At 56.0% G+C, this 21741-nt stretch carries 21 protein-coding genes; 11 read left to right on the forward strand and 10 right to left on the reverse strand.

All coding sequences use genetic code 11. The features are described from left to right. Positions 1-267: 267 nt before the first annotated feature. Positions 268-1506: an Nramp family divalent metal transporter gene (locus AB3U87_RS20650; RefSeq protein ID WP_301253319.1), complete on the forward strand. Its 1239-nt coding sequence runs from the start codon at positions 268-270 to the stop codon at positions 1504-1506. 62 nt (positions 1507-1568) lie between these two features. Here the strand turns inward: AB3U87_RS20650 and AB3U87_RS20655 are convergent, their stop codons facing one another. Both AB3U87_RS20655 and mgrA read right to left on the reverse strand, forming a co-directional pair. Continuing rightward, on the reverse strand, positions 1569-1901 hold the full coding sequence (locus tag AB3U87_RS20655) for a DUF2502 domain-containing protein (protein ID WP_394150332.1): 333 nt from the start codon (positions 1899-1901) through the stop codon (positions 1569-1571). A gap of 155 nt (positions 1902-2056) precedes the next feature. Beyond that, a complete protein-coding gene (mgrA, locus tag AB3U87_RS20660) occupies positions 2057-3046 on the reverse strand; it encodes an L-glyceraldehyde 3-phosphate reductase (RefSeq protein WP_301730768.1) in 990 nt (329 codons plus the stop codon). Between the two features lie 200 nt (positions 3047-3246). Here mgrA and AB3U87_RS20665 point away from each other — a divergent pair, with 200 nt between their 5' ends. Both AB3U87_RS20665 and glk read left to right on the forward strand, forming a co-directional pair. Beyond that, on the forward strand, positions 3247-4893 hold the full coding sequence (locus AB3U87_RS20665) for an alpha-keto acid decarboxylase family protein (protein WP_253459537.1): 1647 nt from the start codon (positions 3247-3249) through the stop codon (positions 4891-4893). A 181-nt stretch (positions 4894-5074) separates the two neighbouring features. Next, complete coding sequence (glk, locus tag AB3U87_RS20670; protein WP_125290855.1) at positions 5075-6040, forward strand: glucokinase; 966 nt, start codon at positions 5075-5077, stop codon at positions 6038-6040. 28 nt (positions 6041-6068) lie between these two features. Here glk and AB3U87_RS20675 read toward each other — a convergent pair whose 3' ends face one another. Together AB3U87_RS20675 and AB3U87_RS20680 are read right to left on the reverse strand one after the other, a co-directional pair. After that, entirely contained in the window at positions 6069-6797 is a 729-nt protein-coding gene (locus AB3U87_RS20675) for a LytR/AlgR family response regulator transcription factor (protein ID WP_253459540.1), read from the reverse strand. Between the two features lie 24 nt (positions 6798-6821). Beyond that, positions 6822-8501 carry a sensor histidine kinase gene (locus AB3U87_RS20680; RefSeq protein WP_301289833.1) on the reverse strand — a complete coding sequence of 560 codons (1680 nt, stop codon included), beginning with the start codon at positions 8499-8501 and terminating at the stop codon, positions 6822-6824. 218 nt (positions 8502-8719) lie between these two features. Between AB3U87_RS20680 and AB3U87_RS20685 the strand changes: the two genes are divergently transcribed. The 4 genes from AB3U87_RS20685 (at position 8720) to AB3U87_RS20700 (ending at position 12099) form a co-directional block, all read left to right on the forward strand. Beyond that, positions 8720-9244, forward strand: coding sequence for a GNAT family N-acetyltransferase (locus tag AB3U87_RS20685; protein WP_253459546.1), 525 nt, complete (start codon positions 8720-8722; stop codon positions 9242-9244). A 105-nt stretch (positions 9245-9349) separates the two neighbouring features. Further along, on the forward strand, positions 9350-10606 hold the full coding sequence (gene alaC, locus AB3U87_RS20690; protein WP_394150336.1) for an alanine transaminase: 1257 nt from the start codon (positions 9350-9352) through the stop codon (positions 10604-10606). Positions 10607-11413: 807 nt separating this feature from the next. Further along, complete coding sequence (mchS3, locus tag AB3U87_RS20695; protein WP_394150338.1) at positions 11414-11827, forward strand: MchS3 family protein; 414 nt, start codon at positions 11414-11416, stop codon at positions 11825-11827. A 23-nt stretch (positions 11828-11850) separates the two neighbouring features. Next, a complete protein-coding gene (locus tag AB3U87_RS20700; protein ID WP_394150340.1) occupies positions 11851-12099 on the forward strand; it encodes a hypothetical protein in 249 nt (82 codons plus the stop codon). 313 nt (positions 12100-12412) lie between these two features. Here the strand turns inward: AB3U87_RS20700 and ypdK are convergent, their stop codons facing one another. The 3 genes from ypdK to AB3U87_RS20715 form a co-directional block, all read right to left on the reverse strand. Beyond that, positions 12413-12484 carry a membrane protein YpdK gene (ypdK, locus tag AB3U87_RS20705; RefSeq protein WP_125290871.1) on the reverse strand — a complete coding sequence of 24 codons (72 nt, stop codon included), beginning with the start codon at positions 12482-12484 and terminating at the stop codon, positions 12413-12415. A gap of 196 nt (positions 12485-12680) precedes the next feature. Continuing rightward, on the reverse strand, positions 12681-13703 hold the full coding sequence (locus AB3U87_RS20710) for an HlyD family secretion protein (protein ID WP_301253310.1): 1023 nt from the start codon (positions 13701-13703) through the stop codon (positions 12681-12683). A 5-nt stretch (positions 13704-13708) separates the two neighbouring features. Then, a complete protein-coding gene (locus AB3U87_RS20715) occupies positions 13709-15307 on the reverse strand; it encodes an MFS transporter (RefSeq protein WP_394150342.1) in 1599 nt (532 codons plus the stop codon). A gap of 162 nt (positions 15308-15469) precedes the next feature. On the opposite strand from AB3U87_RS20715, the gene AB3U87_RS20720 reads away from it, so the two are divergent. The 3 genes from AB3U87_RS20720 to AB3U87_RS20730 all read left to right on the forward strand — a co-directional run bounded on the left by AB3U87_RS20720 (position 15470) and on the right by AB3U87_RS20730 (position 17335). Beyond that, the gene (locus AB3U87_RS20720; protein WP_253459558.1) at positions 15470-16252 is read left to right on the forward strand and encodes an IclR family transcriptional regulator; all 783 of its coding nucleotides are present in this window, start codon (positions 15470-15472) and stop codon (positions 16250-16252) included. 12 nt (positions 16253-16264) lie between these two features. Beyond that, positions 16265-16717: a universal stress protein gene (locus tag AB3U87_RS20725; protein ID WP_301253307.1), complete on the forward strand. Its 453-nt coding sequence runs from the start codon at positions 16265-16267 to the stop codon at positions 16715-16717. Positions 16718-17050: 333 nt separating this feature from the next. Then, entirely contained in the window at positions 17051-17335 is a 285-nt protein-coding gene (locus AB3U87_RS20730) for a hypothetical protein (RefSeq protein WP_253459560.1), read from the forward strand. 111 nt (positions 17336-17446) lie between these two features. Here the strand turns inward: AB3U87_RS20730 and AB3U87_RS20735 are convergent, their stop codons facing one another. Beyond that, positions 17447-17590, reverse strand: a complete 144-nt coding sequence (locus tag AB3U87_RS20735) for a hypothetical protein (RefSeq protein WP_253461313.1) — start codon at positions 17588-17590, stop codon at positions 17447-17449. A gap of 290 nt (positions 17591-17880) precedes the next feature. Here AB3U87_RS20735 and AB3U87_RS20740 point away from each other — a divergent pair, with 290 nt between their 5' ends. Then, entirely contained in the window at positions 17881-18762 is an 882-nt protein-coding gene (locus AB3U87_RS20740) for an SMP-30/gluconolactonase/LRE family protein (RefSeq protein ID WP_253459563.1), read from the forward strand. Positions 18763-18781: 19 nt separating this feature from the next. Here AB3U87_RS20740 and AB3U87_RS20745 read toward each other — a convergent pair whose 3' ends face one another. Together AB3U87_RS20745 and AB3U87_RS20750 are read right to left on the reverse strand one after the other, a co-directional pair. Then, entirely contained in the window at positions 18782-20005 is a 1224-nt protein-coding gene (locus AB3U87_RS20745) for an L-lactate MFS transporter (protein ID WP_301730762.1), read from the reverse strand. 421 nt (positions 20006-20426) lie between these two features. Beyond that, on the reverse strand, positions 20427-21671 hold the full coding sequence (locus AB3U87_RS20750; RefSeq protein ID WP_253459568.1) for a mechanosensitive ion channel family protein: 1245 nt from the start codon (positions 21669-21671) through the stop codon (positions 20427-20429). Positions 21672-21741: the final 70 nt, after the last annotated feature.

Genomic DNA, 21741 nt, shown 5'->3' on the forward strand with positions numbered 1-21741 from the left:
ATCGGCTTAAATCGACATTCTGCTTTCCTGTCACATCCTGATACTGTTTAAAAAACCACCCGTCAACTTGTGGGGGAATACTTTTTAACCTAAAGTAAGTTTATCGCTTACAAATCGGCCACACGAAACGCTACCTTTGGGTATAGCAAAGGCTATACTTTTTAGCGTAGGCTATTACAGCGATAAGTTTAACCAGTGTAAATGATGTTGATAATCATTATCATTTGAATGACAATACCTTCCTCGGGTGTATTAAGGGGTAAGACGATGTTTGAAGGCCGCACCGCGGAGCAGACGGTCCGTAGTTCCCGTAAAATCAAATTCGCGCTGATGGGGCCCGCTTTTATTGCGGCGATTGGCTATATCGATCCCGGCAACTTCGCGACCAATATCCAGGCTGGCGCTTCCTATGGCTATAAGCTGCTGTGGGTGGTGGTCTGGGCCAATATCATGGCGATGGTGATCCAGTTAATGTCCGCTAAGCTGGGCATCGCCACCGGCAAAAACCTGGCGGAGCATATCCGCGATCGCTTTCCGCGTCCTGCCGTATGGTTCTACTGGATCCAGGCGGAAATTATCGCCATGGCCACCGACCTGGCCGAGTTTATCGGCGCGGCTATCGGCTTTAAGCTGCTCTTTGGCGTCAGTTTACTGCAGGGTGCGGTGCTGACGGGCGTGGTGACGTTCCTGATTTTGATGCTGCAAAGCCGGGGCCAGAAGCCGCTGGAACTGGTCATCGGCGGCCTGCTGCTGTTTGTGGCGGCGGCCTATGTGATCGAGCTGTTTTTCTCTCAGCCAAAAGTGATGGATCTGATGCAGGGCCTTGCCGTGCCGACGCTGCCGACCGCCGATGCGGTGCTGCTGGCGGCGGGCGTGCTGGGCGCAACGATTATGCCGCACGTGATTTATCTGCACTCTTCCTTAACGCAAAGCCCTGACGGCGGCAGCCGCGCAGAGCGCTACTCCTCGACAAAACTGGATGTGGCGGTCGCCATGACCATCGCGGGATTTGTGAATCTGGCGATGATGGCGACGGCGGCGGCGGCTTTTCACTTCAGCGGCCATACCGGCATCGCGGATCTGGATCAGGCCTATCTGACGCTCGATCCGCTGCTGGGCCGTGCGGCGGCCATAGTCTTCGGTCTGAGCCTGCTGGCGGCCGGACTCTCTTCCACCGTAGTGGGAACGATGGCGGGGCAGGTGGTAATGCAGGGCTTTATCCATATACGTATTCCGCTCCTGGTGCGGCGCGTTGTGACGATGCTGCCCTCGTTTATCGTGATCCTGGCTGGCTGGGAGCCGACGCGCATTCTGGTGATGAGCCAGGTGCTGCTCAGCTTCGGTATCGCGCTGGCGCTTATCCCGCTGCTCTCTTTTACCGGCAATCGCGAACTGATGGGCGAACTTGTGAACTCGCGCCTGATGCAGGCGGCAGGCAAGGTTATCGTGGTGGTGGTGGTGGCGCTGAACTTCTATCTGCTGATATCTATGGCGATGGAGCTTTAGGCGAGACGCTAAGCAACAAGTGAAAAAGGGTGCTCCTGTGAGCACCCTTTTTTTTACCAGCGTCAGTCGTGGTGACGATCCCGCTCGTGACGCCATTCGCGCTGCCTTTCGTGGTCGCGCCAGCGCTGGTCGCGTCGCCATTCATGCCGTTGACGCATCTCCTGTTGACGGCGCCACTGTTCATGGCGCCACCAGCGGCCTTCGCCATAGCGATAGTTGTTGCGCCACCAGTGGCCTTCGCGCCAGCGGCCGCCGTCCCAGTAACGCCCGTGACGATCGCGATCGCCCAGATGAAGCGAAACGCCCGGCGCTAACATAATCCGGGCGCTATCAGCCTGTGCTGTGTGTAAGGCTGAACCTGCCAGCAAAGCGGCAATAAGCAATAGATGTTTCATTTTCTCTCCTTATCAGCGGCACAACTGCTCCGCCCTGATGCCAGTATTATAAGGAGAGCGCAGGGGTTTCACCTGGCTAATTCCTAAAAGTGTCGAAAAAGTGTTAAAGGAAATGTCAGTAAGTCAGGCCGCCGCAGGACGCGGCGGCAAAGGGATCAGGCGAGGATCGCGTCGATGCGATCCAGCTCGCTTTGACTGAATTCGCGCTGGTTCAGCATCGTTATGGCATCGTCTATCTGACTGGTTTTGCTGGCGCCGATCAGCACTGACGTGACGCGACCGCCGCGCAGTACCCAGGCCAGCGCCATTTGCGACAGTTTCTGGCCGCGCTGCTGCGCCAGCTCGTTCAGCTGCCGCACTTTCTCCATCTTCTCCGGCGTCAGCTGCTCGCTGCTGAGGAAACGGCTGCCGCTGGCGGCGCGTGAATCTTCCGGAATGCCCTGCAAATAACGATCGGTCAGCACGCCGCCCGCCAGCGGTGAGAAAGCAATACAGCCGACGCCCTGCTGTTGCAGCACGTCCAGCAGGCCGTCTTCCGGCGCGCGTTCAAACATGGAGTATTTCGGCTGGTGGATCAAACAAGGCGTACCCAGCTGCTTCAGGATGGCAATGGCCTCCGCCGCCAGCTGCGCCGGATAGTTAGAAAGCGCGATGTAAAGCGCTTTCCCCTGGCGCACCAGGTGATCCAGCGCGGTCATGGTTTCTTCCAGCGGCGTTTCCGGATCGGGACGGTGGTGATAAAAAATATCGACATAGTCCAGGCCCATACGCTTCAGGCTCTGATCGAGGCTGGCGATCAGATATTTACGTGAGCCCCAGTCGCCGTAAGGCCCGTCCCACATGGTATAGCCTGCTTTGGAAGAGATAATCAGCTCGTCGCGCAGCGAAGCGAAATCCTGACGCAGAATGCGACCGAAGTTTTCTTCTGCCGAGCCGGGCGGCGGGCCGTAATTATTGGCAAGGTCAAAATGGGTAATGCCCTGGTCGAAAGCGTGGCGCAGCAGCGCGCGGCTGTTCTCTACCAGCGTGCTGTCGCCAAAGTTATGCCACAGGCCGAGCGAGACGGCGGGCAGCTTCAGGCCGGTGCGGCCGCAGCGGTGATAACTCATTGTCTGATAACGATTTTCGTCAGGCTGATAAACCATGAAAAGTTCCTGTGCTCAGAAGGAAAGGCAAAATGAGCATAGCAGTGTATACGGTTACACCGAACCGGTTCGCGCGGCGGATCGCAACTTGCGGAAAAGTCTCAGGCGTCATCTTTGCTTGCCATCGCGGGCGACGACGGATTTCACATGGCGCGCAAAGGATGCGCAATACTCATTACAACCTATCAGAGGAGAAAGCCATGCAAAGCGTTGGAGACTATCTGTTGCTGCGTCTGCAGGAAATCGGCATCGGGCATCTGTTCGGCGTGCCGGGCGATTACAATTTGCAGTTTCTGGATCACGTTATCGCCAGCAAAAAGATTGCCTGGGCGGGCAGCAGCAACGAGCTGAACGCGGCCTATGCCGCCGACGGCTATGCGCGCTGTCGCGGCGCGGCGGCGCTGCTCACCACTTTCGGCGTGGGTGAACTGAGCGCCTTAAACGGCGTGGCGGGCAGCTATGCCGAATATCTGCCGGTTATCCATATTGTCGGCGCGCCAGCCAGCGCGGCGCAGGAAGAGAAGCTGTTACTGCACCATACGCTGGGCGACGGCGACTACGCGCATTTTCTACGCATTGCCCGTGAGGTCACCATAGCGCAGGCCGTATTGACCAGAGAAAACGCGGCGGCGGAAATCGACCGGCTGCTGATTACCGCGCTGCGCGAACATCGTCCCGTTTACCTCTTTATGCCTACGGACGTGGCGGAAGCGCCCATCCAGCCGCCCATCGGCACGCTGACTTACCGGGCCGAATCGCTGCAAAGCAGTCTGGATTCCTTCAGCGCGGCGGCGGAAGCCCTGCTGGCGGAAGCTGAAAGCGTCTCGCTGCTGGCCGATTTTCTTGCCGATCGCGCCGCAATGCGTGAGCCGCTGCATAAACTGGTAACGGCAACGGCTTTGCCTTTTTCAACCTTGCTGATGGGCAAAAGCGTGCTGCCGGAACAGCAGCCGGGCTTTGTCGGCACCTACTCAGGCGCCGCCAGCGCGGGCGATACGCAGCGGCATATCGAACAGCGCGACGTGGTGATCACCGTCGGCACGCTCTGGACGGATACCATCACTGCCGGGTTCACCCAGCATATCGATCCGCTACGTAATATTGATATTGGCCTGTATCGCTGCCGGGTTGGTACACAGACGTTCAGTCAGATCGCCATGAAGGATGCCGTTGCCGTGTTGCATCAGCTGGCAACACGCTATGGCGAAGGCTGGCGCGATGTGCAGGCGCTGCCACCGGCGCTGCCCGAGCTGACCGCTGGCGCACTGAGTCAGAATGCGTTCTGGCGCATCATGCAGGACTTTTTGCGTCCCGGCGATATCGTGCTGGCCGATCAGGGCACGGCCGCGTTTGGCGCGGCGGCGCTGCGGCTGCCTGAAGACGTTACCTTTATCTGTCAGCCGCTGTGGGGATCGATCGGCTTTACGCTGCCCGCCGCCTGGGGCGCACAGCTCGCCTGTCCGGCGCGGCGCGTGATTTTGCTCTGCGGCGACGGAGCGGCCCAGCTGACCATCCAGGAGCTGGGATCGATGCTGCGCGACGGCCTGAAACCGATCGTCTTTATTCTTAATAATGACGGCTATACTGTTGAGCGGGCTATTCACGGCGAGCATCAGCGCTACAATGACATTGCTCAGTGGAACTGGACACAGCTGCCGCAGGCGCTGAGCACGCGCGGCGAGGCGCAAAGCTGGCGGGTAGAAGAGAGCGCTCAATTGCAGGAAGTGGTAAAAGTGATTGAACAGACCTCGCGTCTCTCGCTGGTGGAGGTTATGCTGCCGCAGCTGGATGTGCCGCCCCTTTTGCAGGCGGTAACGGCGGCGCTGGACAAGCGCAACGCGTCCTGAAAAATCTGATAACGGATTCAGACGCCAGATTCAGATTGATGCCCGTGGGAAATTGCGGCCAGTGCAGGTAAGGTAGTCGGTCGCAGCGCGATTTTACGTTCGCCCGTGAGGGTTGGGCGTTGTTGTTTGAGTGGGGGAAATTTATAGTGTGTACAAATGACGTAAGCGGAGCAAAACAATAATGACTAAGTATGCTTTGGTAGGTGATGTAGGCGGCACCAATGCGCGCCTGGCACTGTGCGAAGTCGAGAACGGTGCCATCTCACAAGCCAAAACGTTCTCCACAGCAGACTACGATAGCCTTGAGGCAGTCATCCGTTTTTATCTTGCCGAGCAGCAGCAGGATGTCACGGATGGCTGCATCGCCATCGCCTGCCCGATCACCGATGACTGGGTGGATATGACCAACCACGACTGGGCTTTCTCCACCAGCAAGATGAAGGCGAATCTGGGCTTTGATCATCTTGAGATCATCAACGACTTCACTGCCGTGTCGATGGCGATCCCGATGCTGACCGAGCAGGACGTGATGCAGTTTGGCGGCACGACGCCGGTTAAAGACAAACCGGTCGCCGTCTACGGCGCCGGAACCGGTCTGGGCGTGGCGCATCTGGTTCATGTGGATAAACGCTGGGTGAGCCTGCCGGGCGAGGGCGGCCACGTGGATTTCGCCGCCAACAGCGAAGAGGAAGATCTGATCCTGGAAGTGCTGCGCGAAGAGCTGGGCCACGTGTCCGCCGAGCGCGTGCTGTCCGGCGCGGGCCTGGTCAACCTTTACCGCGCGATTGTCAAAGCCGACAACCGCGTGCCGGAGAACCTGAAGCCGAAGGACGTTTCTCAGCGCGCGCTGGACGACAGCTGCACCGACTGCCGTCGCGCTCTGGCGATGTTCTGCGTGATCATGGGCCGTTTCGGCGGTAACCTGGCGCTGACCATGGGCACCTTCGGCGGCGTCTATATCGCTGGCGGCATCGTGCCTCGCTTCCTGGAATTCTTTAAAGCCTCCGGTTTCCGTGCCGCTTTTGAAGACAAGGGCCGTTTTAAAGATTACGTGCAGAATATTCCTGTCTACCTGATTACGCATGAAAAGCCTGGCCTGCTGGGCGCGGGTGCGCATCTGCGTCAGACGTTAGGCACCATTCTGTAAGCAAAAAAGGCCGGTTTTCCGGCCTTTTTTACAGCCGCATCAGCTGGCGAAACTCCCGCACTTTACTGCGGCTGACCGGCACCTGAAACTCCAGGTCGCGCAGCTTCAGAATATAGGTATTGTTAAACCAGGGTTCGATTTCGCGGATTTTGCTCAGATTCACGCAGTAAGAACGATGGCAGCGGAAAAAAGCCTCTTCGGGCAACCGACTGCAAAATTCGGTGATATTCATCGACATCACGTACTCCTCCCGCCGCGTATAAACAAACGTCATTTTTTCATGGGCTTCGGCGTAATAAATATCGTTGATATCCGTCACGATAATGCGCTCGTCCCGCGTCAGGTTAATGGTATGCACCTGGCTACGCGGGCTGTCTGTGCCGCCGGAAGCGGCCTGCTGTAGCGTATTTTCCAGCTTGCGCAGCATGGTGATAATACGCATTTCATGGTAGGGCTTAAGGATATAGTCAAACGCCTCCAGCTCGAAGGCCTCTACCGCGTGCTCTTTATAGGCGGTGATAAAAACGATATGCGGACGATGGGCGAATTTACTGATATTTTGCGCCAGCAGCACGCCATCCAGCGACGGAATATTAATATCCAGAAAGATGACGTCCGGCTGGTGGTTTTGCAGATATTTCAACACGTCCAGCCCGTCGTCGAACGTGGCCTCGATTTGCAGCTGGCTGTGCTGGCGGATCAGCCAGCTCAGCTCCTGCTGCGCCAGAAATTCGTCTTCGACAATAATGGCTTTCACATCGCTTTCCCGGTGAATGCGGCCCTAAGCCGTCAGTGAAACACGTTCGGGCAGAGTCGCCCCTTTTTTGGTGATATAAAAAGCAATTTCGGTGCCCGGATGGCGACGGTGAATATGCAGCCCCTCGCCGTAAAGCAGCCTGACGCGGTGATGCACGTTGAGCAGGCCAATCTTGTTGCCGGGCATCTCGTTGCGCTCCACGCGCTGGATCACCTCTTCGCTGATGCCGTTGCCCGTATCGCGCACCGCAATACGTATCCGCTCGCCCGCATCCTGCACGCTGATGGTGACCACACCTTTGCCGCGACAGGGATGTACGCCGTGCACGATGGCGTTTTCCACCAGTGGCTGGATCAGCAGGCTGGGCAGCGAGCAGCTGATGTCTTCGTCAATTTCATAAATGACCGTCAGCTTATCGCCAAAACGCGCCTGTTCGATGGCGATATAATCTTTGATTTGATAAAGCTCTTTTTTGATATCAATGATTTCGTCGTCGTTCAGCTCCAGGTTGTAACGCAGATAGCGCGAAAGGTTGCTGATCAGCTGCCTGGCGGTATCGGGATTCAGGCGGATCGACGACGAGATGGCGTTCAGCGCGTTAAACAGAAAGTGCGGGTTTATTTTGCTTTGCAGCGCGCGTAGCTCGGCCTTATTCGCCATTTCACGCAGCTGTTCGGCGCGGGAAACTTCCAGCTGCGTGGAGATAATTTGCGACAGACCGATGGCCATTTCCCGCAGCGACCAGGTAATGCGGTGCGCGTGGCGATAGTAAATTTTCAGCGTGCCGGTGACTTCGCCCAGCTCCCGCAGCGGGATCACAATCATTGAATGGATTTCCGGCGTGCGGTGCGCCTCATCGTTGTTGCGGATAATGATTTCGCCATTGGCGATAGCTCTGGCCGTGGTCGGGCTGATGCCGTCGTCGCCTTCGCGGTAATTCTGCTCGCCAACGCCGACATAGGCCAGGATCTGATTTTTGTTGGTGATGGCAACCGCATCCGCGCTGATATCGTCGCGAATAATTTCGCAGACTTTACGCAGCGAACGGCTGTTGACCTGGCGAAACAGCGGCAGCGTTTTATTGGCGATATCCAGCGCCAGCTTGGCCTGACGGGCGGCTATCGCCTCTTTTTCGCCCTCGACGCTCTGGATCAGCAGCACGATCAGGCCGATGCTGACCGCGCCCAGGATCATCGGCACGGCGATCTCTTCGACGATCGCCAGGCCCAGCGCGTAAGGTCTGGCCCAGACCAGGATCAGGATCATCGTTAACGACTCACACAGCATGCCGCCGATAATGCCGACGCTCCAGCGCCGCGCTTTGGCGACCTTCAGGTTAATCCAGCCTGCGGCAACGCCCGCGATAATGCTGGTGATCAGGCAGGGCACCGAGGTGACGCCGTGGACATCGATTAAAAAACGGTGCAGCCCGGCCACCACGCCGGTCACAATACCGACCCACGGGCCAAACAGGATACCGCCAGCCATAATCGCGATGGTGCGCACGTTCACCAGCGAGCCGTCAACGTTGATGCCGCTCCAGGTGCCAAACAGCGCGAACAGAGAGAAGATAGCCGTTACCGCCACCAGCTCCTGACGTGAGTGCTCATCTTTCTGTAACAGTTGACGAAAATGACGGGTGCGTGTCATAAAAAACAGGCAGATAAGCATAAGAGCGGCGCGATCTAATACCGCAAGCAACATCTCAAACATCGAATGCACGGGCGCCTCGGCTGGCGGAGAAACAGTAGCGACATAATAAGGAAAGCGAGCGGGATGCGCCAGGCAAGCGCGCGCCGATTTCAGTCAATCCCTGTCTGGATCAATTTTGTTACGATTAGCCGTGCGTAAGGTATCAAGGTAGCCTCGCTGCAAAGCCTGGGTGAAAAGGGGAAACCCTGGTAACAAAAAGGGGATGTATCATGCAATTAACGACCGAAAGATTGCTGTTGGAAAAGCTCCAGCCGGAAGACTGGTCGCTGTTCCACGAGGTGCACAGCGATCCCGTCAGTATGCAGTTTATCAGCGCCGTCCCGCAGCTGGCGGATATCCGGCAGCGCTTTCAGACCCGACTACAGCCCTGGCAGGTAACCAGCCTGCATATGCTTTGTTTAACCGTGCGGCTGCGGGCAAGCGGCGAGGCGATAGGGCTGATAGGCGCGAATGCGGAATGGACGCCCTGGCGGCAGGCCGAAGTCGGCTACTCGCTGCTGAACCGCTATACCGGCAAGGGCTACGGCAGCGAGGCGCTTGGCGCGATGGCCGCTTACCTGCTCAGCCAGTGTCGCTTCCACAAGCTGACCGCGCAGGTGGTGGAGGGCAACTGGCCTTCGCGACGCGTTCTGGAAAAAAACGGCTTCCGGCTTGAGGGCACGCTGCGGGAAAATTATCTGCTGCGCGGCGAGTGGGTTGACGACTGGCTGTTCGGCAAGCTGGAATCTGATTAATTCGGCTCGACAGCCTGGCGAACTCTGCGCTATGTTGGCTCTTCGACCATTTTCTGGTCAGCGTCGCTCGGACGGTTCCGGGCGCTAACGTACTCAGAGGTCTTTATGGCTGACAACAGCTCCGCACGCCGATTTTCCCGTATTGAACGCCTTCCGCCCTATGTTTTTAATATCACTGCCGAACTGAAGATGGCGGCGCGCCGTCGCGGCGAAGATATTATCGATTTCAGCATGGGCAACCCGGACGGCCCTACGCCGCCCCATATCGTTGAAAAACTCTGCTCGGTGGCGCAACGAGAGGACACGCACGGCTATTCGACCTCGCGCGGCATCCCGCGTTTGCGCCGGGCAATTTCACGCTGGTATGCCGATCGCTATCAGGTGGATATCGACCCGGAGTCAGAAGCGATTGTGACCATCGGCTCGAAAGAGGGGCTGGCGCACCTGATGCTGGCTACGCTCGATCATGGCGATACCGTGCTGGTGCCGAATCCCAGCTACCCCATCCACATTTACGGCGCGGTTATCGCGGGCGCTCAGGTGCGCTCCGTGCCGCTGGTGGAAGGCGTGGACTTCTTTAACGAGCTGGAGCGTGCCATTCGCGAAAGCTATCCCAAACCCAAAATGATGATCCTTGGCTTTCCGTCCAATCCTACTGCGCAGTGCGTCGAGCTGGACTTTTTCGAGCGCGTGATCGCGCTGGCCAAACAATATAACGTGCTGGTGATCCACGATCTGGCCTATGCCGATATCGTCTATGATGGCTGGAAAGCGCCTTCGATTATGGAAGTGCCGGGCGCTCGCGACGTGGCAGTAGAGTTTTTCACGCTCTCCAAAAGCTACAATATGGCGGGCTGGCGTATCGGCTTTATGGTCGGCAACAAAGAGCTGGTCGCCGCGCTGGCGCGGATCAAAAGCTATCACGACTACGGCACCTTTACGCCGCTGCAGGTTGCCGCCATCGCCGCGCTGGAGGGCGATCAGCAGTGCGTGCGGGATATCGCGCAGCAGTACAAGCGCCGCCGCGACGTGCTGGTGAAAGGGCTGCACGAGGCGGGCTGGATGGTGGAAACGCCCAAGGCCTCGATGTATGTCTGGGCGAAAATCCCGGACCACTATGCGCATATGGGTTCGCTGGAGTTTGCTAAGCATATGTTGCAGGAGGCGAAGGTCTGCGTCTCGCCAGGCATCGGTTTTGGCGACTACGGTGATACGCACGTGCGCTTTGCGCTGATTGAAAACAGCGACCGTATTCGCCAGGCGGTAAGAGGGATTAAAGCGATGTTCCGCGCCGACGGTATTCTGCCGGGAACGGTAAAAAGCGAGGCGGAACAGCAGGCGGACCAGGGCTATACAGGTTAATAAAAATAATAGCCTGGAGGCAGAATGTCCTTCAGGCTGTTATTTTGCTAAATTAATGGCATTGATTGATCACATCTTTATAAGCACGCAGTTTTACCAGAATGCTATATGAACACAGGCGGTAGCAGTGTAAAGTATAAGGTTATTAGTGTTATGTAAGAATAGGTTTTATTCATTTCTTACCCACTTGAATAGATTTTCAATTAGAAATATCTGTATACCGCATTTTAAATATTTAATAGTAAAAATATTGTAAGGTATGGGAATTATACAGGTTATTCATGGGGGTGTTGGGTGTTTGTCAGGGGTGTGATAAGGGTTTTGCAATATTCATTAGGCAGGCCTGGTGATGTGGTATTAATGAATTAAATCAGCCTGTATACGCTACGGTTTTGAAATTTTCCTCCTTACTTATCGCCATCTTAATAGCTACTCTTTTCTATCCGCCATTTTTGAATTATATACTGACTGAGTTCTTAATGGAGAGTTAATGAATCAGGAACTAAAGAAGTGGAATCTGATAGATTAACTATATATTAAATTTGTTTTTTAAATGAACTGCAAGAGTTAAAGATATGTATAATTTGTGTTTTAATTTAAGTTAAAATAAAAATTAATGGTTTTTTATTGCTATTGTAAGCAGTCTGGCTGTGTCAAAGTAAAAATTAAAGAAGAAGTTGCATTTATGGTATTGACAAAGATAATCAACAAGAGGATTTTTGTTTCGATGTGTCATTTCTGGTCACCAGGAATGATTCGTTGTAATTTTTTTTGTTAAGGATTTATCGGTTTTTTAGTGGGGGAGATATGGCAGTTTCCAAAATTAACGTTTTATTTATCTTATTTTTTTTGGCTTTCTGTGGGCCGATCTGTGCTGCCAAAAGTAATAATGATGACGTTAAAGAACTATCTGAAGTCACCGTTTTTTCTTTAGGGAACAATGGGTTTGTCGGAAAAATGAGTAGAGGTGAGGTGCTTTATAACAAGATTTTGCATGGTGCTGATAGTGAGCTTATTTTTAGGAGGTTACTGGAGTCTGATTTATCCACCCCAGAGGCTAAAATATATGCATTATGTGGCCTGGTAAAAAAGAAGGTAAGTAAAAGCTCTTTGATAATGTATAAAAATTCAGAAGTAAATCTGTCTGTCCTTAAAGGCGATGTGCTAAGAAAATTTTCATATCAGGAAATCTATGAAAACATAATCGACAATGGGTGTTGATTATAACAAGGAGAAACAATGAAATGAGAAATATCAATGCATTAGAATTAAGGTGCGTTTCAGGTGGGATGAATATTGACGGGCTTCGTGAATCATCAAATGTTATCGATCTTCGAGGGGTTGATATGGGAGCATGGATAGACGCTAATGGGGCATGTTGGTTGCCAGGTACGACTAGCGATATAATGTTTCCGAGCGGCACGTCGAGTGCCTTTATGGATTTAATGGCGTTTCTGAGGAAAGATCGTGAAGGTGGCGGTGGTCCTCTTTAAAAGACAGGACGCTATCATTTACAAACCTCAATCCAATATTGAAATTTTATATCAGGCTAAGTATCCGGTACAAAAATGTAAGGTGCTTAACCATGAGGTTTTAATGGGTGAAAATTTCATAAATATATTGGTTCAGGATCTACATCCTGCTCGCAACTTTAGAGTAAGTAAGGTCAGAGCTGATGAAGGTCCTCTGCTTATAAAGGGTTCGCTCAGAAATACAAACCCTTTATAAATTAAAAACCAGAGCGATCGGGTTATTTTTAACAACAAGTATAAAGTGGAGCGCCTGCCTTCTTCGTTAGCCGGCGGACTACAGCATCAGATAGAAGGTGCCTGCCCAGGCCAGCAACAGAAACGAAATGCCCATTAATGCATATTTCACGAAAAACTCCTTTGAGCGATGATAGCCGGAACCTGCGTCGCCGCGTTTTCCGGCTCGGGCCGTCAGCTTTCGTCACAGGATCGCCCGCTAATTTACCCGCACCGGGCGGCAAAATAAAGCCGGCATTTCCAGGAATTATCTTTTTTTTCAGGATCCTGCCTTAGGCGCGGGCGTTGAATAAACCGCCCGCGTCCGGTCAGCGGGCCAGCTCCGGCACCACCGACATACCTACCTTCAGGCGCGCCAGATCGGGCTGGCCCGGTTCAAGCAGGATTTTGACCGGCAAACGCTGCGCCACTTTGGTGAAGTTGCCCGTGGCGTTATCGGCGGCGATAGCGGCAAACGTCGAGCCGGTGGCAGGCGCTATGCTATCCACATGGCCACGCAGCGTGACGCCAGGCAGCGCGTCCACGCTCAGCGTAACGCCAGCACCGGCCTCTACGCCAGCCAGCTGCGTTTCCAGGAAGTTTGCCACCACGTAAGTTTGCTGTAGCGGCACCACGGCCATCAGACGCGTCCCGGCGGCAACCCAGGCGCCCTGGCGTGCCGCTCGCTGACCGACGGCGCCATCGATTGGTGCGGTGATAACGGTATAAGAAAGATTCAGCCGAGCCTGATCGACGCTGGCGGTTGACGCGGCGATATCCGCTTTAGCCTGGCGCAGGCTGGCTTCCAGCACGCCCACTTCTTTACGGGCGGCCAGCGCGGCGGCCTGGCTTTGACGCAGCTGCGCCGCCGCTTCCTGCATGGATGCGCTGGTTTTCTGCTGCTCGTCTGCCGTGGCGGTGCCGCTTTTCAGCAGGCGGCGATAGCGTTCGGCATTTTGCCCGGCATAGTTCAGGGTCGCCTGGCTGGCCGCGACGGCGGCGTCGTTTTGCGCAATGGTCGCCTGCTGCTGCTCAAGCTGGGCCTGAACGCTGGCCAGCTTCGCCTGGCTGACCGCCAGGTTCGCTTCGGCAGTTTCCAGCGCGACGCGGTAGTCACGATCGTCAATCGTCGCCAGCACGTCGCCCGCTTTTACCTGCTGGTTATCGCCGACGTTAACGGTGCGAATATAGCCGGAAACTTTCGGCGCGATGGCCGTGTAGTCGGCGGTCACTACGGCATCATCGGTACGGGCCTGATGGCGGCTCATGGCCGACCAGACGAAAAAGGCGATCCCCAGCAGTACCAGCAGCAGCGCGGCCAGCGTTAAGGTTCTTTTTGCAGGTGTGAACATTGTTATTATCTCACGGCTTTAGTTTGAGTTTGAATAAGGGTTTGCGGCGGCCAGACACGTTTAGGCAGCCAGGCGGTCAGCAGCACCAGCAGCAGCGCGAAGCCGATCAGCAGCAGGTAGGCGTCGCTGATGCTGAGGATCACCGCCTGGTGCTTAAGCAGCGTGGCGAAATGACCTAAATTTTCGGCCGAGCTGGCTGAACCGTCCGGCAGCAGCGGCTTCATCGCCGAGGCATCAGCGCTGTTCGCCGCCGTCATCAGCCACGGACGATTGCCCAGCTGATCGACCAGGGTGTGTGAATGAAACTTTTCCCGATGGGTCAGAAAATTCTCTACCAGGCTGCCGGCCGCCACGCTGGAAAAGCCGCGCACGGTATTAAACATCGCCGAGGCGTACGGCCCTTCAGGCGGCAGGATCACGCTGGTAGCGCTCATCAACACCGGCAGAATCAACATTGGCTGCCCAAAAGCCTGTAGCAACTGGATCAGCCAGAAGTTTTGCCTGGCCCAGTCGTCGGTCAGCTGCGCGCCCATCAGGCACGACACGCTGAGCAGCGCCGCGCCGCAGGTCAGCATCCAGCGGCAGTCGATCCAGCGCAGGTTCAGCAGGAAAGCCATAAAAGGCGCAATCAGCAGCTGCGGCAGGCCGATAGCCAGCGCCAGCGGCGCAAACTGCACGGTGCGGAACCCTTCCACCTGAGCGAAATAAGCCGAAGGCAGGGCGGAGCCGGAAAGCGCCACCAGCAGCACGCCAGCCAGCACCAGCAGCCCGTGCGTTAAATTTTTACGCTGTAGCAGCTGCAATTTAAACAGTGGCAGCGGATGCGACCACTCGTTGATTAAAAACGCTACCAGCAGCGCGACGGACGCGCACAGCATGCCGGTAATCAACGGCGATTGCAGCCAGTCGAGCCGCTCGCCCTGCGACAGCGTCAGCACCATCAGCGCAACGCCGCTACAGCCGGTCAGCATCCCAAACAGATCCATCTGCTTAAAACGCTCCAGGCGCAGCGGATCCTGCGGCAATCCCCAGCCAATCAGCACGCCGGCAAGCAGCAGCGGCGGCACAATCTGCCAGAACACAAACTGCCAGCCGACGGCATCGGTCCAGAAAGCCGCCAGCGAGGCGGCCACGTTGGGGCCGAAAGTGGCGGTTAAGGCATAGGCGGACAGCCCGTAAAGCTTGATGCCCGGCGGCAAAAAACGCAGCGCTACCGTCATCAGCAGCGGCGGCAGCGCGCCGCCGAACAGGCCCTGGATAACACGCAGGCCGATAAACAGCCCTGGCGTCGCGGCAAAGGGCTGCAGTATGCCGGCCAGCGCAAAACCAAACGCGACGGCCAGCGCAAAGCGGCGCAGCGAGAAGGTCACCGCAAACCAGGGCGCGACCATCATCGCCGCCACTTCGGCAGCCTGATAGGCCGAGGTAATCCAGGTCGCCCGATCGTAGCTAAAACCGATAGCGGCGCGAACGTCGGCCAGCGCTAAGTCGGTGACGCGATCGTTAAGTCCTGAGGTCAGCGCAGCAATCAGCACGCCCACCAGACCCAGCGCCAGACGCAGGGTAAAAGGGTGGGTGGCCGGGGCTGCGGGTTGAGCGTTCATAGCCGGTGCTCCGCAAGAAAAGATGAAGTGATGCACTGTATTGCATTGTGATACATTGGCGGCAGATATTACATGGTGATTGACTGTATTGCAATGCGATACAGCCTGCCGGAGAGGGGAAAAGAGTGCTACAGTATCGCCATCAACAAGGAAGGAGATCTCATGTCTGAACCTGCAGCTTTACGCGACGAGGAGCGTACCGGCGGTATCCAGGTTATCTCACGCGCGGCAAAAATTCTGGACGCGTTGGGCGACAGCCCCAACGGCATGAGCCTGGGCGAAATCGCTCAGGCCGTCGATCTGCCTCGCTCAACCGTGCAGCGTATCGTTGGCGCGCTGGATTCGGTGCAGCTGGTGCGCAGTCACGGCGCGGGCGGCGTACGTCTTGGCCCGGCGCTGCTGCGGCTGATCGCCAGCGTGCACACCGATGTGGTGGCGATTGTGCAGCCGTGGCTACAGGCGTTGAGCGACGCCACGGGCGAAACAGTGTCGCTGGCCCGCGCCAGCGGATTACAGCTGGCTATCGTGCATTACGTGGTCGCCGATCGCGAGCTGCGCGTGGTGCCGCGCATCGGGCTGAACCTGCCGCTTTACAGCACTTCCGGCGGCCGTGCGCTGCTGGCGCTGGACAGCGACGAAGAGGCCAGGGCGTGGGTAGGTGATGCCTACGAAGCGATTACCGAACTGACCGTCAAAGCGTATCCCGATTTGATGGAAAGACTGCAGGAAATCCGCCGCACCGGTCTCTCTTACGATCGTGGCGAGACGCTGGAAGGGATCTCCACCATGGCGGTAGCGATAGATACCATACTGGGACGCTTTTCCATCAGCCTGCTGGTGCCTTCTGCCCGTTTTCAAAAGCACGAAGCGCTCTTCCGCGAAGAGATCCTGAAGTGCAAAGAGGCTCTGGTGGATGAAATTGGCAAAGCGACTTTACGTGACTGACAGGAGCGGCAAATGAAAAAGCTTTTAGTGGCGGTGGATAATTCGGCGCTGGCGCGCAAGGTGGTTTCCCTGGCGACAGAGCAGGCGCGCGCGCTTGATGCGGACGTGGTGGTGTTGTGCTGTGTCGACGCCAGCTATGCCAGCACGACGGCGGATTACGTTATTGAGGCGGGGGAAGATCCCGGCGACTTCGGCAGCGCGCTGGACGAACAAAACACGGCGGAAGCCGCCGTTCGCCAGGCGCTGGCGGAGCTGCAAGGCCGCGGCGTTCGCGCCACGGGGCGGGTGCTGGCGGGCGAGTCCGCCGAAACCATCGTGGCCCACGCCAATCAGATTGGCGCCGCAATGATTATTATGGGCCGCCGCCATCTCTCTTCCTTTAATCGCCTGCTGAAAGGATCGGTCAGCGCTGCCGTTATAGAGCGTGCCAGCTGCCCGGTACTGGTCGACGTGCGCGCCGACTAAGAACCTCGCGTTTTAATAACGGCACTTCAGGTTAATTTCTCCGCGGGCGCAGCGAATATAATAGCGTCCGCTTCCCGAATTTAGCGCAAAAAAAAGCCCGCTCGCCGCGGGCATAAATCTTTGTAATTATAAATAAAATTCCTGGTGTTGCGCAGACATGTCGCTGTGTCTGGATGTATATTGGCATTCATTTTCGCCTCGCGCTACACGGCAGCCTGAATCGATTCAATCGGTAAAATATTGCATCAAGGTTAAAGAAGTGCAAAAGCGGTTTTTTCCGATGGTATCGCCGTGCCGCTTAAGTAAGATGCGTCGGCAAAGAAAGGAGTTAAGATGAAAAAAATAATTGGCGCGCTGGCGCTTGCTGTTTTGCTGTCCGCTGGCTGTACTTCCCACAAGCCCGGCGCTTTTGAAAAGGTAGCAGAAGACCCTGCGGTAAATAGCGTGCTTTATCGTTTCGATCCCGATACGGTAAACAAAACGGCCATGGAGCAGGACGTTGAGCATTATTGCGCAGAGCGCGGCTTTGATAAAGTCGAGCCGATAAAGCCGCAGGAAAGTCGACTGCCAGGGTTAATGAAAGCCTGGTATCAGTGTAATTACAGCATTAAAAGCTAATAAAAGAAGGCGGGTAATTACCCGCCTTGAAGACTGCATTTTATTTTTATATTGCCGTGTGCAGGCTTTGCCCGCTTTCAGGATGAAAGAACTTCACCCATTTATAATTCTTTACCAGCCCCTGTGCTGGCCATGGTGTCCGCCGTGATGATAGCCCGGCCCGCCGTGGTGGTGGCCGCGATAGCCGTCATGAATAATACAGCCGCTCAGCATACTTATTACGCCCAGAAGCGCAATCGATCTAATTAGTTTCATTATTCTTACTCTCTCGCTTTCCAATAGCTAACACTCTACAAAACAAAAGTGGAGGAATAATGCCGCTTTTGTAGAGTTATTAGAGTAAATATTTCCAAATAATTCAGTATGGAAATTTTGCGATCTATTCCACCAGAAAGAAATAAGAGAAGGCTTAAAAGACCCACTTTTAACACAGAATGTTCTTAAATAGACTTCTTTATCCGGTCGAATGAAAAATTTGCGTTAATAACGGCAGAAAAGGATTTATGCGATAGACTTAAGGCAATTTTTCAAGACAAGGACATGCTATGCGTTATCAGGTTAAAAATGTGCTGGCGGCCCAGGCAGAGCTGGGCGAGTGCCCGGTCTGGTCAGTGCGCGAACAGGCGCTTTACTTTGTCGATATTCTGGCGCCTGCGCTGCATCGCTTCGATCCGCAAAGCGGCGAGCATAAAATCATGCCGGTGCCGGAACATATCGGCTGTTTTGGCCTGAACGAGCAGGGCGGCTTCGTGGCGGCGCTGCGCAGCGGCGTTTGCCTGCTGGATGAAGAAGGCATCATCACCCGGCGCGTGGCGGCCAATCCTGGTGAAGCTGCCTTCAGCCGTTTTAACGACGGCCGCGTTGACCGACACGGGCGCTTCTGGTGCGGCAGCCTGTGGGAGCCGCAGGATCGCAACGGCGGCAAGCTCTGTCGCCTGGACGAGCATCTGCGCCTGACCGTCGAGGCGGAAGACATCAAAATTTCCAACGGGCTGGCCTTTTCGCCTGATGATAAATGGATGTACCACACCGACACGCCCAACGGTGTGCTTTATCGCTATCCGGTCGATGACAAGGGCGATATCGGCCCGCGTGAAGTCATCCGGCATTTTGTGCAGGAACAAGGCGGCCTGCCCGATGGCGCAGCGGTAGACAGCGAAGGATTCTACTGGTCGGCAATGTTTGACGGCTCGCGGGTCATTCGTCTTAATCCGGTCACCGGCGAAATCGTGGACGAGATCCCGCTGCCGGTGCGCTGGCCGACGATGGTCGCTTTTGGCGGGCCGGATCTGAAAACGCTTTATATTACGAGTTCACGCGAAGATCGAAGCGCAGAGGAGCTGGCGGCTTATCCGCAGTCTGGCGATGTGTTTGCCGTGGAGGTCGCCGTTGCGGGCCTGCCGGAACCGCTTTTCCGGCAGGCATAAGGTAAGTAAGAAGAGTCAACTACAGCGGCTGCGCCTGGCGCAGCCCTTCTGCGGCTTTAGCCGGACAGTGCGGCAGACGGATAGTCAGCGACATAATCAGCGACAGCACCAGCAGCGCCATAATCAGGCTAAAGGTCACCATAAAGCCGCCAAACAGCGAAGCAATTAGCGAGCCCAGCACGCTGCCAATGCCGAAGCCCAGATAGATCAGGCCGTAATTTTTGGTCAGGTTGTTCAGGCCGAAAAAGTCGCTGACCAGCGAAGGATAAACGGTGATGGTGCCGCCGAAGCTGAAGGCCACGCAGGCTACGGAAATAAAGAAGGTGGTTTCGGTCATATGGCTGAACAGTAAAATGCCCATGCCCGCCAGCGAAACGATTTGCGCCAGCGTAATCACGCGAATGCGCGCCATCCTGTCGGAAAGGATCCCCAGCACCAGACGACCGCTCAGGTTGGCAATAGCAATAACCGTAACGGCACTGGCTGCGGTTTGCATGGAAAGATTAACCATGCCTTCGCCAATATCCTTCGCCACGCCAATGACGTACAGCCCGCTCATACAGGCGGTCAGAAACATTACCGCTAACATCCAGTACTGCGGCAGACGCGCCGCCTGGGTCAGCGAAAAGTCGCGAACGCTGGCGGCGTCGCCTGCTACCGCCTGCTGTTTCGGCGCGTCTTTCATCAGCAGCGCGCCGGCGATAATCATCGCCATCGCTATACCGCCCCAGATCAGGAAAGTGTGCTCCAGGCTGTTTACGCTCAGCAAATAGCTGCAAATAAATTTAAAGCCCAGGCTGCCCAGCCCATAAGCGCCAATCGCACAGGCCGAAATCACGCCTTTGCGTTCGGGAAACCACTTCACGCAGTTGGAAAGCGTCATCAGGTAGCCCGCGCCGTCGGCCAGACCAACCAGTACGCCCGCGCTCAGATAGAGCATAAACAGGCTGTCGGCCTGCGAAGTCAGCCAGAAGCCGAAAGCCATCAGCACGCCCGCGCCGATCGTTACGTTGCGCACGCCAAAGCGTTCCTGAAGCTTTCCGGCCAGCGAGGAGGAGATGGCCAGCCCCAGGCTCAGCAGGCCGAAAGAGAAGGCGACCTGGCTAACCGACGCCTCCAGCTTGTGGGAGAGCTGGCCGTTGAACAGGCTCCAGGTATAAACCGAACCCAGCGCAAACTGCGTAATAATGGTGCCGGCCAGGGTTAGCCAGCGAACGCGAGAACTGACGGTTGGTGTGCTCATGGGGATGCTCCCGGAAAGAGTAATAAATTAAGCACAGAATACGGCGGGTTTTAGCAATGCGGGGCGAAGAGGGCATGAACTGCCGTCATTCAGGAATGAAATGCCGCTGAGGCGGAATGAACGGCGGCGTAAAATGCAGCGAAAGCAGGGAAACGACGGGCGCAAGCAGACAGGAGCAGCGGCGAAACGACGAGTGCAGGCAGACAGGAGCAGCGGCGAAACGACGAGTGCAGGCAGACAGGAGCAGCGGCGAAACGGCGAGTGCAGGCGGACAGGAGCAGCGGCGAAGCGACGGAGGCAAGCGGACAGGAGCAGCGGCGAAACGACGGGGGCAGGCAGACAAGAGCAGCGGCGAAACGACGGGTGCAGGCGAACAAAAACAGGCTAAGCGACGGGCGCAAGGCTGCGCCCGTCCGAGGCGTTACTCCGCCGACTGGATGCGCAGGTTACGCAGATCGTTGCCGGTCGGCGTCTGATGCACGCGCAAACCGAACTCCGGCAGAACGGCAAAAATATGGTCAAAGATATCGGACTGGATCCTTTCATATTCCAGCCAGACAGTGGTGTTGGTAAAAACGTAGATCTCCAGCGGCAGGCCGTCCGCGCCCGGCGCCAGCTGACGTACCATCAGCGTCATGCCTTTATGCGTGTGCGGATGCGCCCTGAGCCAGGCTTCCAGCCAGGCGCGAAACGTGCCGATATTGGTCATGCGGCGACCGTTCAGCGGCGTGCTGGTATCCAGACCGGCGTTATAGGCCGAAACCTCCTGCATTTTGCTTTCCAGGTAGGGCGTTAGCAGCTGAGCGCGCTTCAGTCTGGCTACCTCATCTTCGCTCAGAAAGTGAATGCTGGTGGTATCAATATTAATGCTGCGTTTGATGCGGCGGCCGCCCGACTCCGACATTGCTCGCCAGTTTTTAAAGGAGTCGGAAATCAACGCGTAGGTAGGAATAGTGGTAATAGTGTTATCCCAGTTGCGCACTTTTACCGTGGTCAGCGCGATATCCACCACCGAGCCGTCCGCGCCATATTTCGGCATATCCAGCCAGTCGCCCAGCTTCAGCATATTGTTGGCGGAGAGCTGGATCCCGGCCACCAGCCCCAGAATGGGATCCTTAAAGACCAGCATCAGCACGGCGGTCATCGCGCCCAGACCGGTCAGCAGCACCAGCGGCGATTTACCGATAAGCACTGAGATAATCATCAGCGCCACCAGCAGCGCGGCAATCAGCTTCAGGCTCTGGAAAATCCCGCGCAGCGGCATCTGGCTGGCCATTGCGCTTTTCTCCGACAGCTCCAGAAAAATATCCAGCAGCGAGAAGAACATCAGCAGGCCGAATACCATGATCCAGACCTCGCTAAGGATCATCAGCGCGCTGTAAGCCGGTTCCAGGCCGGAGAGAAACAGCTCCAGCTGGATTTGCAGAAAAACGCCCTGCATCAGCAGCGCAAAGCGGCTGAAAAGCTTGTTATCTATCAGCGATTTTGGCCACTGACGGCTCGATTTTTCCGCCATACGCCGCAGCAGAGGCAGCAGCACGCGGTGTAACAGGCCGTGCGCTATCAGGGAAATCAGCAGAATGACGGCCAGAACGGCCACGAGCGCAATCAGCGGCGCCCAGGGCACAGCGAACGCGTTGAGCTGCGCAAGAATAAAATGGTGCATATGGTTAGTTCCCTCTAATCAGGTCAGTCCAGAACGCGCGAAAACAGCGCGTTATGACGCAGAAGCAGAC

It is taken from the genome of Erwinia plantamica, from assembly GCF_043420595.1.
GTDB classification, from domain to species: Bacteria; Pseudomonadota; Gammaproteobacteria; order Enterobacterales; family Enterobacteriaceae; genus Erwinia; species Erwinia aeris.